This is a genomic window from Fictibacillus sp. KU28468, assembly GCF_026153615.1.
Classification (GTDB): Bacteria; Bacillota; Bacilli; order Bacillales; family Fictibacillaceae; genus Fictibacillus_C; species Fictibacillus_C marinisediminis.
Window position 1 is genome coordinate 2,670,705 of sequence record NZ_CP110666.1, and the last position, 15,301, is coordinate 2,686,005.

The 15,301-nt window shown below is 42.8% G+C and carries 17 protein-coding genes; 3 read left to right on the top strand and 14 right to left on the bottom strand.

From position 1 onward, the window contains the following. Nucleotides 1–3: 3 nt before the first annotated feature. The 6 genes from mraZ to OKX00_RS13825 all read right to left on the bottom strand — a co-directional run bounded on the left by mraZ (nt 4) and on the right by OKX00_RS13825 (nt 6,542). Nucleotides 4–435, bottom strand: coding sequence for a division/cell wall cluster transcriptional repressor MraZ (mraZ, locus tag OKX00_RS13800; protein ID WP_062231616.1), 432 nt, complete (start codon nt 433–435; stop codon nt 4–6). Nucleotides 436–568: 133 nt separating this feature from the next. Then, nucleotides 569–2,197 (bottom strand): bacillithiol biosynthesis cysteine-adding enzyme BshC, encoded by a 1,629-nt coding sequence (gene bshC, locus OKX00_RS13805; protein ID WP_265407728.1) that lies wholly within the window; start codon nt 2,195–2,197, stop codon nt 569–571. A gap of 179 nt (nt 2,198–2,376) precedes the next feature. Beyond that, nucleotides 2,377–3,267, bottom strand: a complete 891-nt coding sequence (locus OKX00_RS13810; RefSeq protein ID WP_265407729.1) for a ketopantoate reductase family protein — start codon at nt 3,265–3,267, stop codon at nt 2,377–2,379. A gap of 95 nt (nt 3,268–3,362) precedes the next feature. Then, entirely contained in the window at nt 3,363–4,904 is a 1,542-nt protein-coding gene (locus OKX00_RS13815; RefSeq protein WP_265407730.1) for an acyl-CoA carboxylase subunit beta, read from the bottom strand. 57 nt (nt 4,905–4,961) lie between these two features. After that, entirely contained in the window at nt 4,962–5,174 is a 213-nt protein-coding gene (locus OKX00_RS13820; protein WP_053354592.1) for an acetyl-CoA carboxylase biotin carboxyl carrier protein subunit, read from the bottom strand. A 21-nt stretch (nt 5,175–5,195) separates the two neighbouring features. Further along, on the bottom strand, nt 5,196–6,542 hold the full coding sequence (locus OKX00_RS13825) for an acetyl-CoA carboxylase biotin carboxylase subunit (protein WP_265407731.1): 1,347 nt from the start codon (nt 6,540–6,542) through the stop codon (nt 5,196–5,198). A 176-nt stretch (nt 6,543–6,718) separates the two neighbouring features. On the opposite strand from OKX00_RS13825, the gene OKX00_RS13830 reads away from it, so the two are divergent. Continuing rightward, a complete protein-coding gene (locus OKX00_RS13830) occupies nt 6,719–7,195 on the top strand; it encodes an N-acetyltransferase (protein ID WP_053358284.1) in 477 nt (158 codons plus the stop codon). Nucleotides 7,196–7,242: 47 nt separating this feature from the next. Here OKX00_RS13830 and OKX00_RS13835 read toward each other — a convergent pair whose 3' ends face one another. The 4 genes from OKX00_RS13835 to OKX00_RS13850 form a co-directional block, all read right to left on the bottom strand. After that, nucleotides 7,243–7,851, bottom strand: coding sequence for an RsfA family transcriptional regulator (locus OKX00_RS13835; protein WP_265407732.1), 609 nt, complete (start codon nt 7,849–7,851; stop codon nt 7,243–7,245). A 144-nt stretch (nt 7,852–7,995) separates the two neighbouring features. Then, the gene (locus OKX00_RS13840; protein ID WP_091005311.1) at nt 7,996–8,760 is read right to left on the bottom strand and encodes an enoyl-CoA hydratase/isomerase family protein; all 765 of its coding nucleotides are present in this window, start codon (nt 8,758–8,760) and stop codon (nt 7,996–7,998) included. Nucleotides 8,761–8,885: 125 nt separating this feature from the next. Continuing rightward, nucleotides 8,886–9,062 (bottom strand): 50S ribosomal protein L32, encoded by a 177-nt coding sequence (rpmF, locus tag OKX00_RS13845; protein ID WP_053354596.1) that lies wholly within the window; start codon nt 9,060–9,062, stop codon nt 8,886–8,888. Nucleotides 9,063–9,125: 63 nt separating this feature from the next. Beyond that, the gene (locus OKX00_RS13850; protein ID WP_053354597.1) at nt 9,126–9,647 is read right to left on the bottom strand and encodes a YceD family protein; all 522 of its coding nucleotides are present in this window, start codon (nt 9,645–9,647) and stop codon (nt 9,126–9,128) included. Nucleotides 9,648–9,795: 148 nt separating this feature from the next. On the opposite strand from OKX00_RS13850, the gene OKX00_RS13855 reads away from it, so the two are divergent. Then, nucleotides 9,796–11,037, top strand: coding sequence for a nucleotidyltransferase (locus tag OKX00_RS13855; protein ID WP_265407733.1), 1,242 nt, complete (start codon nt 9,796–9,798; stop codon nt 11,035–11,037). A gap of 12 nt (nt 11,038–11,049) precedes the next feature. Here OKX00_RS13855 and OKX00_RS13860 read toward each other — a convergent pair whose 3' ends face one another. Together OKX00_RS13860 and OKX00_RS13865 are read right to left on the bottom strand one after the other, a co-directional pair. Continuing rightward, nucleotides 11,050–12,093 carry a SepM family pheromone-processing serine protease gene (locus OKX00_RS13860; protein ID WP_053354599.1) on the bottom strand — a complete coding sequence of 348 codons (1,044 nt, stop codon included), beginning with the start codon at nt 12,091–12,093 and terminating at the stop codon, nt 11,050–11,052. After that, nucleotides 12,053–12,877: a patatin-like phospholipase family protein gene (locus OKX00_RS13865; RefSeq protein WP_062231601.1), complete on the bottom strand. Its 825-nt coding sequence runs from the start codon at nt 12,875–12,877 to the stop codon at nt 12,053–12,055. Before OKX00_RS13865 ends, OKX00_RS13860 begins: the two co-directional genes overlap by 41 nt. 119 nt (nt 12,878–12,996) lie before the next feature. Here OKX00_RS13865 and ylbJ point away from each other — a divergent pair, with 119 nt between their 5' ends. Next, nucleotides 12,997–14,232 carry a sporulation integral membrane protein YlbJ gene (gene ylbJ, locus OKX00_RS13870; RefSeq protein WP_265407734.1) on the top strand — a complete coding sequence of 412 codons (1,236 nt, stop codon included), beginning with the start codon at nt 12,997–12,999 and terminating at the stop codon, nt 14,230–14,232. On the opposite strand, the gene coaD is transcribed toward ylbJ, so the two are convergent. Further along, a complete protein-coding gene (coaD, locus tag OKX00_RS13875; protein WP_256225692.1) occupies nt 14,229–14,717 on the bottom strand; it encodes a pantetheine-phosphate adenylyltransferase in 489 nt (162 codons plus the stop codon). The two genes, ylbJ and coaD, sit on opposite strands and share 4 nt — an antisense overlap. Nucleotides 14,718–14,742: 25 nt before the next feature. Continuing rightward, nucleotides 14,743–15,300, bottom strand: coding sequence for a 16S rRNA (guanine(966)-N(2))-methyltransferase RsmD (rsmD, locus tag OKX00_RS13880; RefSeq protein WP_062231595.1), 558 nt, complete (start codon nt 15,298–15,300; stop codon nt 14,743–14,745). Nucleotide 15,301 lies beyond the last annotated feature (1 nt).

The window sequence follows — 15,301 nt, forward strand, 5'->3', positions numbered from 1 at the left end:
TGGCTACAAATCAAAATCCATGAGGCTTTCAGCGATTTCACCGAAGGATTCCTCTGAAGCTGCGAAGTATTCTTCCCAAATTGATTTGCTCCAAATTTCAATTCTATTCGAAACACCTATCACTACGCAATCTTTTTCGAGGTTGGCGTACTCTCTAAGCTGAGGTGCCACGTTTACTCTCCCCTGTTTGTCCAATTGGCATTCTGCTGCACCGGAAAAGAAGAAGCGGGTGAAAGCTCTTGCATCTTTTTTTGTGAATGGCAAACTCTTCAATTTCTCCTCGATCACTTTCCATTCTTCAAGAGGATAACCGAATACGCATTTGTCCATCCCACGGGTTAGGATAAAGGTTGAACCAAGGTTTTCACGAAATTTAGCGGGAATGATCATACGTCCTTTTTCATCGATGTTATGCTGATATTCACCCATGAACATAGGACATCCCCCACTTTCTACCCTAACTCTACCACATTGCCCCACTTTTCACCACTAACAAATTATTCGCTAACAAAAAAAAGAATCCTGCTGTAGGGCAGGATTTTTTTTATCTTTTTATTTCGTTTTTAATTTAACGTACATATACAAGTTTATGCTTGCCATTGAATTCAAGAGGCTGCTCTGTTAGCTGTTTAATCCAATTTGTTCCATAGCGGTTAATGTATGAAAAAGCATTCCAAACTCTCTCCTGAAGCACACCATCCGGAGCGAGATCGCACTGCAGATGATCGAACAAAGCAAGAGGCTCCATTAATTCCTTTTTCATGGACCGCTCCATTTTTGTATGCAGATAATCAACTTCATTCTTGATTCTGTTTAGATTTATGTCCGTAAGCCTCTTAAGAGAAGGATCAATAGTGAGGGCCAGCATTTTCAGTTCTGTATGAGCCGCCTCGATCTTGGTCAATGTCTCCGTATAGACACCTTTCGTATCGATTGGTTTATGGCTTTCATACCAAGACTGTTTGTGTACTTCGGTTCCTTCCCGCAGAACATCCTCCACTTTCAACCCTGTTTCTTTCAGCTGTTTTTCATTCTTTCCAGTTACGATGGTCATGGAAAGCCTGGGTACTAGAGGCGGCATCTTAAAGCTAAAAAGATGAAATACTTCTTTAAGTGCAGACCAGTACGCAATCTCGCCCGATCCTGCGATAAATGCCAAGACAGGAAACAGGCTTTCTTGCATGACAGGTCTGGTCACAACATTATTGCTGAAGAGTTCCGGCTTTTCTTTGGCATTAGCCATGAGCTGTTCTGAGGTGATGGTTACTTCCTCATTTTTCGTGAGGAAGTTACCGCTATCATCCCGAAATAACAGCAGTCTTTCTTCATTATGATAGATAAACAAGTGGGCGTTGTTCTCTTGAAGCTCTACCGGGGCAGAAAACCCTCGACCGGTTAATTGTTCGATGCCAGCAGCAAAAGCCTCATCCACCTCTATGTTGCGAAGAATCATTTTTTCCAAGGTATCTGTCTGAAGCCGCTTAAAATGCGGTTCCCCAGAGTCCACTAAAACCAAACCGTATTCACCAAATAGATCTGTAATAAATTGAGCAAACGAATGAACCGCTGTTTTAGAAGATTTGAAGATCTCTTTTACTTTTGAAAGTACTTCTTTTGTGAATTCCGTTTCTCCAAACTCCCTAAAAACAGATTCAGCCCACTCCGCCGCCTTCACGCTATCCCACTCCATTAAGGTTGCAGAAGTCTTTAACGGGCTAACCGGTGGAAGGGAGCGTTTTTTAGGGACTCCGTTCCGTTCGACATTCACATGATTGATCTCATCATAATCATGGTCTTCACCAGCAATCCAAAAGACAGGAACGACAGGAACACCCAGCTGCCGTTCCTGAATACAGGCAAATTGTATAATGCTGATGCATTTGTGTATGGTTAAAAGCGGGCCGGTAAGCAATCCCGCCTGTTGTCCGCCGATCACTGCTGCACTTTTAGGGTTTCTTAGTTTTTCGATGTTGGTTAAGGTTTGTTTTGAACAGGAAAATTGAAAATTATAATCAGAAAGATAATTCGCCAATTTTTCTCGTTCATACTCTCTGCTGCCGATATCCGAAATCCGTTGTTCCATCATTTCAGCAGTAAACCCATTGTAATCATAGAGGTTTTCCACTGAAGGATCAGCAGCTGAATATGATGCGGCTATTTGGTTTTTATCTTGAAGAGGGAATTCATCGATCCTCATATAAGTACGTCCTTTCTCTATGTATACAACTGCTTATAGAGTATAGCAAACTACAGGTTCATCACCAAAATGAAATGCTCGGAGAAAAGTACAGAAATTAAGAAAACAAAACAAGAGTCTTCATTGTAACTTATGCGAAATAAAGAACAACATTCAATAGAAGGTGAACCACTGGGCTTTTATGGTTCTAATGCCTTGATTCCATGATAGACAAACTTCGTGTAAGGAAGATGCATCCCCTTATGATCAGCGACCATAAGAAGATATCCACTGATGGCTTCGATCTCTGTTTTTCGTCCTTCTTCAATATCCCTTAACATTGAAGACCGATTATCCGCTGTTCTTCTGCAGACATTCCTTACATGCTCCCAAAGAGCATCCGTCTCTCCAATACCTAAAACCCCACAGGCTTCTTCAAAAAGAAGTTTCGCCATTACTCTTAAATGAGCATTCCGCTCAATGTCACCATTCTGAACACGGAACAATGAGGTTAATGGATTGACCACACTGTTTACCACAAGTTTTTCCTTCATGATGGAATCAAGCCTGTCTTTTGATTCAATACTGAAGTTTCCTGTTATCATTCTTCCCCAAAATGCATTGTCAATGCCGCCCCGGTAAGAGGCGAGCTTAATTTTCCCATTTCCGGTATGCCGCACTTCATGATCACTGATCTTAAGCGCTCCTTGTTCAATGATGCCGGCCAAAATATTCTGCTGGGGCAGGGAATCCAATGAATCCACATGCCCCATTCCGTTTTGTATAAAGAGCAGTGTACTGTCTAAAAACCTCTGGCTGGAACGTAAAATAGCATAGACAGCAGGCAGCTGATGCTGTTTTACACAAACAACCGTATAATGCGGTTCTTCTTTGTATTCATTAATCAGACTCGCAGAAACTGGATATGTTTTTTCAGTACCTGAAACGGACCTGCAGATCACACCATTTCGTTTGATGGCGTTTGCCTGCTGGCTCGTCCTTGTGCAAACTGTAACCTCTTGGCCTTCTTCTGAAAAAAATGCTGTGAGGAGCAGGCCGATGGATCCTCCTCCGATTATGGCAATTTTCATGGACTCCTCCTAATCCCTATGTATCGTCGTATTTTTTTCATATTATCATATCTTGACACAAAAAAGACCTCCGCCAAAAACAGCGGAGGGATCCTTTATACCGGATAGACAGGATGCTTTCTTTCACTAAACACCATATCTTTTGATTCAAAAAAGACCAGTCTGTGATAGAGCGTCTCCCTTAAAGCAGAAGGTTCAACAATATCATCAATAATCAGCTCAGAAGCCAATTTATACACGTCAATATGCTCTTTGTATTCCTGTTGTTTCTGCTGGACATACATCACGCGTTCTTTCGGATCTTCAATCTCATTAATTTTGTTTGAATAAACTGCATTTACCGCAGCTTCTGGGCCCATAACAGCAATTTGCGCGGTAGGAAGCGCGATACAGCAGTCCGGTTCAAACGCAGGACCAGCCATCGCATAAAGTCCAGCTCCATAGGCTTTTCTTACGATAACAGACAGTTTAGGAACCGTGACATCACTCATGGCGGCAATCAGCTTGGCTCCATGGCGGATAATGCCCGCTCTTTCTACTTTCGTACCAATCATAAAACCAGGTACATCCGCCAGGAAAATAACAGGGATATTGAAAGCATCACACAGCGTGATAAATTTAGCGGCCTTATCGGCTGAATCAACAAACAGCACTCCGCCTTTCACTTTTGGCTGATTGGCAATCAATCCGACCGGGCGGCCCTTTATTCTTGCAAAACCGGTAACAATTTCTGCAGCGAAAAGCTTCTTCATCTCAAAAAAGCTGTCTTCATCCACAATTCTGCTGATAAATTCATACATATCAAAAGGCACGTTCTGGTTCTTTGGCACGATATCGCTGATCTCTCTTCCAGAAACTGGCGCCTTCTCTTCTGTAAAAGCAGGCTTATGCTTGTAATTGGCCGGAAAATAAGAAAGGTACTTTCTCGCATAGCTGATCGCTTCTTTTTCATCTGCAGCGAGGATATCCCCGCAACCGCTCACCGAACAGTGCATCCTTGCTCCGCCCATTTCTTCCAGGGTAACTTTTTCGCCGATTACTTTTTCAGCCATTCTTGGTGAGCCCAGATACATGGACGCATTCTGGTCAACCATGATAACAACGTCACAAAATGCAGGAATGTATGCTCCGCCTGCAGCAGAAGGTCCAAAAAGGAGGCATACTTGAGGAATCATGCCTGACATTTTTACCTGATTATAAAAAATCCTTCCAGCTCCCCTGCGATTCGGGAACATGTCAATCTGATCGGTAATCCGTGCACCTGCAGAATCGACCAGATAAAACATCGGAACTTTCAGCCGCTGTGCTGTTTCCTGGATACGAATAATTTTTTCCACAGTCCGGGCACCCCACGAGCCCGCTTTAACCGTAGAATCATTCGCCATCGCACATACCGTCTGTCCGTTTACCTTGCCCGTTGCCGTGATGACACCATCAGCGGGAAGATCTCCCGCCTGGCTGTTTGCAAACAGTCCGTCTTCTTCATGAAATTCACCTTCATCAAATAACAGCGAGAGACGTTCTCTTGCAAACATCTTGTTTTGAGAGGCGTTTTTAGCATGATATTTTTCCGCACCGCCTGCTTTAATCTTGCTGACAAGTACTTCATAGGACGATTCTGTCTTCGTTGAATCCATCGTTATCCCTCCATCCGCGTTAAAGAGTGAGCGCTCGTTCAGTTTTTCTCCGTAACCTTAAGCCAGAGTAACTAGAACGTCTCCTTCATTTACGAAATCTCCAACCGCTACTTTAATCTCTTCTACTGTCCCTGCCGACTCTGCTTCGACCGGTATTTCCATCTTCATTGATTCGAGGATGATCACACTCTGTCCCGCTGATACCTGGTCTCCTTCTGATACAGCAATATTCCATACTGTTCCTGCCATTGATGCGATAACCTGTTTCATTCTCATACACTCCTACGTATTTTATTGTTCTGTAACCTTTGGCTTCTCACTTAAAAAACCTGTCGTATAGACCCCTTTTTGAAAATCAGGATCCTCAAGAACCTTTATAAAAAGAGGGGCATTTGTTTTTATCCCTCTGACCTCAAACTCGTTAAAAAACTCAGCTGCTTTCTTTAGGCACTGCTCTCTGTTGGAATCGCTTACAATAATTTTCGCAATCATTGGGTCATAAAACGGAGAGACAGTGTTTGTTGCTGCATAACCTGCATCAATTCGGATTCCTTCTCCTTGAGGGAACGAAAGAACTTCAATTTTTCCTGGTGAAGGAAGAAATTTAACAGGATCCTCTGCATATAGGCGGAATTCCATACTATGGCCTTTCTGCTGCACTTCATTCTGCAGGAGCGGGAGCGATTTTCCTGAAGCCACTTCAATCTGCCATCTCACAAGATCCAACCCGGTCGTCATTTCCGTTACGGGGTGTTCGACCTGAAGACGGGTATTCATTTCAAGAAAATAAAAATGCCCATCGCCATCAACGATAAATTCCACTGTTCCCGCATTCGTATAGGAAACAGATTGAGCAGCTTTCACTGCGGCTTCACCCATTTCTCCACGCAGTTTCTCAGTTAAATAAGGTGAAGGTGATTCTTCAATGACTTTTTGATGCCTCCTCTGAATGGAACAGTCTCTTTCAAACAAATGGATGATGTTTCCTTGGCTGTCTCCAAATACTTGAACTTCAATATGGCGGGCAGGGCTGATAAATTTCTCTATAAACATACGGTCGCTGCCAAAATACATTTTAGCTCGCTGCTGGCTGGAGAGGAACTGCTTTCGAAGGGTTTCTTCATCGTCACAGCGGACCATACCAATCCCGCCGCCTCCTGCGCTTGCCTTAAGCATAACAGGATAGCCGATCTTGCCAGCGATAGATGCCGCTTCTTCTACATCCGCAATCGGTTCAGTCGTTCCAGGGACAACAGGGACACCCGCTTTCTCCATGGTTTTTCTCGCCTGAACTTTGTCTCCCATGGCCTCCACTACGTTCGGGGACGGACCGATGAACGTTATGCCCAGTTCTTCTATTTTTTTAGCAAACTCCCCGTTCTCGGAGAGGAATCCATAGCCTGGATGAATCGCATCAACCTTTTCAGATTGTGCAATCTCAATGATTTTGTCCTGGTTCAAGTAAGATTTAATGACCGGGGGTTCTCCCAGATGATAAGCACGAGTGGCCTGCTGAACGTAGGGAAGTTCCTTGTCAGCATCCGAATAGACCACAATAGATTCTATTCCCATTTCCGAACACGTTTTAACGATTCGTCCGGCAATTTCTCCCCGGTTAGCGATCAATATTTTCTTCACTTTATATCCTCCCTTCGATGCTTCATTGTCGTATATTCGACAAAAAATATTTTTTTCCTTTTGTAAGCGGCAACAAAACGAATATTTCTTTTTTAAAGAATTTTTCGCATAATTAGTATATACTAAAAGAAACATAATCAACAGAGTCATTTGAGGGGGAACGAGTTATGAGCACCATGGAAACGTATACAGTTAAACGCTTAGTCATCAACTATAAAACATTAGAAGAATTTAAACAGTTCAAAGAATACGGTATTCAGGAGCTGTCTATGCTTGAGGATCTTCAAGATAACATTATTGAAAATGACAGTGAGTCTCCTTTTTACGGAATCTATTTTGGCGACAAATTAGTGGCCAGGATGAGCTTATATAGAATTGAGGCAGCATACGACCGTTATTTCAGTCCACCACAGGATTATTTTGAATTGTGGAAGCTGGAAGTACTGCCGCAGTATCAAGGGAAAGGCTACGGAAAAACGCTGGTTCAATTTGCACAATCGTTCAATCTTCCAATTAAAACAAATGGAAGACAGCAATCGAGCGGGTTCTGGGAGAAAATGGGCTTTGAAGCCGTTACCTACAATGAAGAAAGGGACCGCGGGGAAAACCCTTATGTGTCCTATCCAAAAGGGGTAACTGAACAAGCGCTATAATTAAATAAGCAAAAATAAAAAAAGATGGCGGAGAGCGCCATCTTTTTTTATTTTTCAAGTTTTTGAAGGCCATCTACTTTGAATGTCAGATGATTGCCGCCTTCTTCATCCGTCGCCACCATTTTTCTAGCACGGTCCATGATTTCTATCAGTGCTTTATAATCTTCACAAACGAGCTGGTATTCATGATTTAATTTCTGAATATGGGACTGAAACTGAGCATTTTGTGTTTTCAGTTCCTCCACTTGATTCCGAAGATTAGCCAGCTCTTGGCCCGAACGGCGTTCTTCAGTAGATTTAAAATTCTTCAAGAAGACAATGACATCATCCAGTGATAAAGACTTTTCCTTCGCAACGACATATTCATCTCTTTTACCAGCATGCCTCGAAACGTCTACACGGCTTTCCTCATAATCAATCTTATCTTTATTTCTTTCTTTCCGCTGCTTTTTTGCTATAGCGATGGCTGATTCATACCTTTTTCTGATCAAAGAATTCCATCTGAACCCACAGGCCGCAGAAGTACGTGACAGTTTTTCTCCCACTTCTTCAAACGCTGCCAGCTGAGTGCTCCCTTCCCTGATATGGCGAAGTACAACATCTGCTAGCAATACATCTTCTTCCTGGTTCCAAGCATCCTGGCGAACAACAGTCAACCTAATCCCTCCATCTTTTATGTCGTTTTTACATAGTTATGCAATTAATAGAAAAGATAGACTTTTGTTCTATTAATAAGAGGTCTCCATCGTACGTTTTCCATTTCGCCAGGATACTATACTTAGTAAAAAGATCAAGGCAAATCAGTTGCTGTTATTGAAAAATGCTGCCACAGCATGGTGATGATTTTCTGATTCCCAGAGCTTTGCACATGTTTTTATTTCTTCATCTGCTCTTGTATTAATTTCTTGGAAGGGAAGACTGCGAAGATATACCTGTTTATAGGCCATCAGCACATCAACCGAATGTTCCGTATACCTTCTTAAATATTTAGTGCACTCTGTTTGAATGTCACCGTCTTTTATCAGATACTGTAAAAATCCTTTGTCGGCCGCATGTTTCGCCGTCAGCTTTCCTGCGCTCCACAGCATATCCAGTGCATCCAGTTTCCGTACCCTCTCCATGAGATAGGTGCCGCCTCCCCATCCTGTTGTAATCCCGAGCGTTCCCTGTACGAAGCCCATCTTCACATTCGCCGAAGCGATCCTGACATCACAGGCAGACGCGATTTCACATCCGCCTCCTACTGCCGTTCCATTGATCAAGGCGGCAGTTGGCTTCGGGAAGAAAAACAGGCTCTTCAGCACTTCACCCATCCTCGAAAGCATAATGTGAGCTTGTCTTTCTGTTTTGAGACCTGAAAAAGCCCGTAAATCTCCCCCAGCACAAAATGCCCGGTTTCCAGCTCCTCTGATCACTAAGACTTTTACTTTATCATTTTGTCGGGCTTGAGTTATGTATTCCTCTAATTGCTCCATTACCTCGAAATCCACGGCATTTCTGACTTCAGGACGGTTGATGGTGATCCATCCGATCTCATCTTCAATTGTATACAGTACTTTTTCCATCTAATTCCCCCTTTACGTCACACATATAGTTCGTTTTTAAGCGGGAAAATCCTTTAATTGATCAATAAATCCTCAATTTACATATATATAAAAAAACAGGAAGCAGATTTGCTTCCTGTTTCTTCTTATTTGCTGCTGATTACTTCTTTTCCTTTGTAAGAACCGCATTCACGGCATACGCGGTGAGAAAGTTTGTATTCTCCACATTGTGGACATTTTACCATACCAGGCATTTCAAGCTTGTAATGAGTACGGCGCTTTGCTTGGCGGGTTTGGGAAGTTCTGCGAAAAGGTACTGCCATGTTATCCACCTCCTTAAAATGGGGTATTGGTTTTGTCTGAAACATACATCAGATTTTCCAATTTTACGATTTGTCTTTGTCAAAAAACTTGGCAAGATCCGCAAGTCTGGGATCAATCTTCTTCTTGCGGTCTTCCTCAGTAACGACCTGCCATCCTTCTCCTTCAGGCGGAGCCTTCTTATCCTTAACATCAGGTCCGGCTACCACTTTGATCGGCTTTTCAAGCAGAATATGCTCTTGTATATAAGGCATCAGATCAAGGAAATGCCCTTCAACCGTGTGAAGGTTCTCCTCTTCAGCCGGTACCGTATATGAAGGATCCAGAAGAAAAATTTCGGTTGTCTTTATCGAAAATGGAAAATGGACATCTGCCAATGTGTTTGAGCAGGGAAGAACCATTTCTCCCTGAATTTTCAGGTAAAAGGTGGCTTTCTGCTGAGTAACATCGGCATGTCCGCTAACATGAACAGGCGGTATATCGCGAATTTCCTTATCAAGCGATTTTAGTTCACTTGCATCAACATACTCATCAAATTCAAGCGGTTTTCGATAAAAGTTTTTTAATTCCTGTAGTGACCAATTCATCTATTTTCACCTCAAGGCAACAGTAATAATTATATCGGCCATAAAGAGAAATGTCAACATATTATCTTTACAGCATGTTCTTTAAAGAATCAGCGATTAACGTTAAACTAGAATAAGTACCATGTTTATTCAAAAAGGAGGTTAATCTGTGAAAGCCTGCGGAATCATCGTCGAATATAACCCTTTCCATAATGGACATTCTTATCATTTGCAACAATCAAAAAAACAATCAGAGAGTGACATAATTGTTGCCGTTATGAGCGGGAATTTCCTGCAGCGCGGTGAACCCGCCATCCTCTCGAAATGGGACCGGTCTAGAACGGCCCTTATGGGAGGCGCTGACCTTGTTATTGAACTACCCTATCTGTTCGCCGTATCACCTGCACCTATTTTTGCACAATCCAGTGTCTTTCTTTTAAATGAAATGGGTGTTGATGCTATCTGCTTTGGCAGTGAATCAGGAAACATGGATTCATTCTACCATACAATTTCAGAACTGGAGAAGAATAAAACTCTATATGATCAATCTTTTCAATCGTTTATAAAACAAGGGTATTCATTTCCGAAGGCTTCTTCCCTTGCGGCCGATTCACTTATGTTAAGCAGCAATACCCTCGATCTGGCCAAGCCCAATAATATTTTAGGCATTGAATATGTAAAAGCAATCCTCGATCAGGAGTTCTCCATCAAGCCTAATACCATTAAACGGATCGGGGCCGCCTATCACGAAGATCAAATCACTGCACATAAAATTGCAAGTGCAACCGCCATAAGAAAGACTTTATTTGAATCTGAAAATATAAGCACAAACGAAATTAAGGAAGCGGTTCCAGATTATACACGGGATATACTAGAGAGTCACCTTCAGGAAACAGGACAATTCACTACATGGGAGTCATTATATCCAATCCTCCGGTATAAACTGCTCTCATCAACACCAGAACAGTTAAGTGAGCTGTATGAAACAGAAGAGGGCTTGGAGCACCGCCTCCGTTCAGTTATCTCAGGCGCAAATAATTTTCATGAGTTTATGGCTGCCTTAAAAACCAAACGCTATACATGGACAAGGCTTCAGCGGATGTGCCTTCATATCCTGCACAATATTAAAAAAGAAACAGCTGCAGAATGGGTTCGCAAAGGGCCTCCATACATACGCATTCTGGGAATGAGCAGTGATGGGCAGAAGTACTTAAGAATGCGCAAAAAAGAGGTCACTGTACCAATTGTAACCACAGTCTCACAGTACAGTCACCCTATGCTGGAGCTGGAACAGCGTGTCTCGTCCATTTATTATGCCGGATATCCGCAAGCGGTTCTTTCCAAAAAAATAAAGGAAGAGTATAGTACTCCTCCCTTACGCTTTGACAGAAGCAAGGACCACTTTCTATAGGTCTTTGCTATTTTATTTTAATTTGTTCAGGTAGTTGATTGCGTCATCCATTTTTTTAACTGGTATGATCTTCATATCCGTTTTAATATCTTTCGCTGCTTTTACAGCATCTTTGTAATTGTTGGCACTGACAGGTGCAAAAAAGATTTCAGCACCTGCTTTGTCCGCTGCCACAATCTTCTGCTGAATGCCGCCGATCGGCCCGACTTCCTCATTAATATTAATCGTTCCTGTTCCCGCAATCTTGTGTCCCTTCGTCATATCGCCTTTTGTCAGCTGATTTAAGATTTCCAGAGAAAACATCAAACCTGCTGAAGGGCCGCCGATTTCACTTGTTTTTATGTAGATCGGCGGATCAACTTTAATCTCTACATCTGTTACAGGATATGTAATGCCGATGCCCGCTCTTTTTTCATTGTTCTGGCTGAGTTTTTTAGGGAATTTAGCAAGTGCTACGGTTTTCGCAAATGTCTTTTTGCCTCTGAGGACTTTTAATTGCACTTTGTCTCCCGCTTTTTTCCCTGCCAATTTTTTTAGCAGCTCTTCTGTTGTTTTTACCGGTTTTCCTTCTAATTCCGTAATCTCATCCCCGACTTTTAGCTTTCCTTCTGCAGGCATACCTGAAATAATTCCGGTGACGTAGACACCTTTGCTGATGATTTTTACATTTTTTCCAGCTTTCCGGTAAGCTACTACTGTAGCTGCGTGCTGAGAATCCTGCATCATCTGTAGCTGCCGCTGGTTGTATTCTTCATCTGTTTCATCGTCAGAACGAACTTCATTTGCCGGCAGAAGTTCACGGTAATCGCTTACTTTTGCATATAAATATTGAGGGATATTTGCTTTTCCGATCCGTACGGTGGTCAGCATAAAGCTTCCCTTTTCTTTATCGCCGTCTTTTACATGAATAATGGGTGCCAGTTCATTGGCACTTCCCGGTGATGTCACATAATAAGGCAGTGGATACAGTGCGATGACCAGCGCCAGCACGATCACCCCGAGAAGTGATAATTTACTAATCCGGCTCGATCTCCGGGGGTTTTGATGGTCTTTCATGATTGTTCTCCTTCCATTTCTCAATTCTGCTTTTAATCATCTCAATTTTACTTTTCCCTGCTTCTTCTCCAATTAAGATGATCTCACTTACATTCTTAAAAGCTGTCGAGCTATATTGTTCGACCATCGGCCTGATCATAATATCAGCTGAGATCTCATGATAGCGGACAATTTCTCTTTGCATGATATCAATGCTTTGGACAATAACATCCAGAATGGAAGCCATCTCCGGCTGAGCTTTAAAATGAGAGATATCTACAGCGATCACAATATCTGCTCCCATTTCCCTTACAACAGCAGCCGGCACTCTTTCGATCACTCCTCCGTCAACGAGCAGCCTGCCGCCTATTTTTTCAGGTACAAAAATGCCAGGAATGGAAATGCTTGCCCTGACCGCCTCGGCAATCGGGCCTTTTCTAAAAACAATTTTTTCACCTTTGATCAAATCAGTAGCAACAATGGAAAGCGGGATGATGGTGTCTTCAATCTTTTTATTTTGTGTGAGCAGGCGGACCAGTTCTTTTATTTTTTTTCCTGAAACAAACCCCATTTTAGGAACTGTATAATCCATATAATACTTTCTTTTAAATAAAGTTGCCATTTTTATGAGATTCTCATTATTATGCCCCATTCCAACCATAGCTCCGACTAGGGCACCCATACTGCTTCCCGCGATCATATCAATCGGTATTTCCGCTTCACGGAGTGCCTTGATTACTCCTATATGTGCAAAGCCCCTAGCTCCACCTGACCCTAGTGCCAAACCGATGATCGGCCTCTGCATTACAGACTCCTCCTAAAACTTTTGTCCTTTTTAAGATATGGTCTAATTAACTTGCCTATACGTATAAATATATAGATGGACAAGGGATGGCTCTTTAGTCTCACTTGATGAAACGGGGGATGAAAGTGAAATGGAATTATTATAAATCTATCGTACTCTCTATAGCCGCGATCACGCTCGCTGCTGCGGTTATGATCTTTCCAAAAGCGGCGTTTACGGCATCGCTGGACGGTTTAGAGATGTGGTGGGAAGTTGTTTTCCCTTCTCTTTTACCCTTTTTTATCCTTTCCGAAATCTTGATCGGGTTTGGTGTTGTTCATTTTTTCGGCGTGCTGTTTGAGCCTTTAATGCGTCCTTTGTTCAAGGTTCCCGGTTCTGGGGGATTCGTCTGGGCCATGGGGCTTTCATCCGGTTTTCCGGCTGGAGCCAAACTTACGGCCAGACTGTGGCAGCAAAAAGAAATCACTACGATTGAAGCAGAGAGACTCGTTTCTTTTACGAACTGTTCGAACCCGCTGTTTATCTTTGGAGCAGTGGCTGTCGGTTTTTTTAACAATCCGTCTCTCGGTATCGTTTTGGCCTTAAGCCACTATGCAGGAAACATTCTTGTCGGCCTCACCATGAGATTCCACGGGAAGAAAATGATGAAAGGGGAAGATTCGAACCGCTTTTTAACAAGGTTCAAGCCGTTAAGCGCTCTGCAAAAAATGCATCAGGCCCGGCTGGCTGACGGCCGGCCCATCGGAAAGCTGTTAGGAGATGCTGTTCAATCATCTACCAGTACACTTCTGATGATCGGAGGATTTATCATCTTGTTTTCAGTGATCAATAAGGTTTTAAGCCTGTTGGCGATAACGCCTGTCTTTGCACACCTGCTTGAAAAATGTCTTTCGATCCTCTCTATTTCAGGCGTCCTCAGCTATCCGCTCATAACGGGCTTATTTGAGATCACTCTCGGCAGCAAGCTCGCCAGCGAAAGCACAAGCATGCTTTTACAGCAATGCATTATTGTCAGTTTCATTCTCGCCTTCAGCGGCTTTTCTGTTCAGGCTCAGGTTGCCAGCATTCTTGCTGATACGGACATTCGCTTCAAACCGTTCTTTTTCGCCAGGCTTTTGCACGGTCTGTATGCTTCTGTACTAGCAGCGCTGTTCTTTCCCTTGTTTCTTTACAGTCATTCCAAAACATCAATAACTGTTTGGGCACAGAACCAATTGATGATGTACCCTTGGGATGAATATTGGCACTTCTTTATAAAAGCAGGTTCATATATGACACTTGCTGCTCTTATTCTTTCTATATTGATCTGGGGTCTTAAGCATTCGCTCAACAAAAAAAACCCCCGTTTTCATTAAAGGGGGGAACTGAACTTTTGTTTTAATGCGTCCTGTACGGCGGGGGGAACGAGTCCCTCTACAGATGCATGGTATTTAGCTGCCTCTTTAACGATACTTGAGCTTAAGAAGGAATACTGATTGTTTGTCATCATAAAAAACGTTTCTACTTCTTCGTTCAGCTTTTTGTTGATGGATGCAATCTGCATTTCATATTCAAAATCCGATACTGCCCGGAGCCCCCTAAGTATGACGCTTGCTCCTACGCTTTTAACATAATCGATCAAAAGTCCGCTGAATGAATCGATCCGGACATTTGGAAGTTCACCTGTCACTTCCTGTAGCAGGCCTAACCGTTCTTCTACAGAAAATAATGGGCTTTTGCTCTGATTTTTCGCTACTACAACGATAACCTCATCAAAAACCTTTGCGCCTCGTTTGATAATATCCAAATGTCCAAGTGTGACTGGGTCAAAACTCCCAGAACAAACTGCTATATTCGGCATGGTCTCCACCTCTTGTCCAATGTATTTACTCTTCTCTGCGTAAATATAAAGAAAGCTTAGTACTTCCGTAAGTCTCTTCCCTCACTCTTTCAAGACTTCCGATCGATGAAGGGAGGAGCACCCCAGGATCGTGTTCAGCTACAACCTGAACTCCCTTGCTTAATAAGCCATATTCATCAAGTTTTGTTATGTCGTCGGCAATCCGCTGTTTCGCATAAGGCGGATCAAGAAGCACAAGGTCAAATTGAAACTCCCTTTTTTTCAGTGCCTTTAAGGCTCGCTGTGATTCTATTCTATAAACTTCTGTCTTTTCTTCATAACGGCATGCTTTAATATTATTCTTAATCGTCTCTGCTGCCTTTATGTCACGGTCCACAAAGATCATCTTATCCATTCCCCGGCTAAGAGCCTCTATTCCGAGCCCTCCACTGCCGCCGTATAAGTCCAGTCCAATTCCGCCATCAAAATAAGGGCCGATAATATTAAAAAGTGACTCTTTGATTTTATCTGTTGTGGGGCGTGTTGACTGTCCCGGAACAGCTTTCAAAGGCCTGCCCTTGCATTCACCTGAAATAACTCTCATT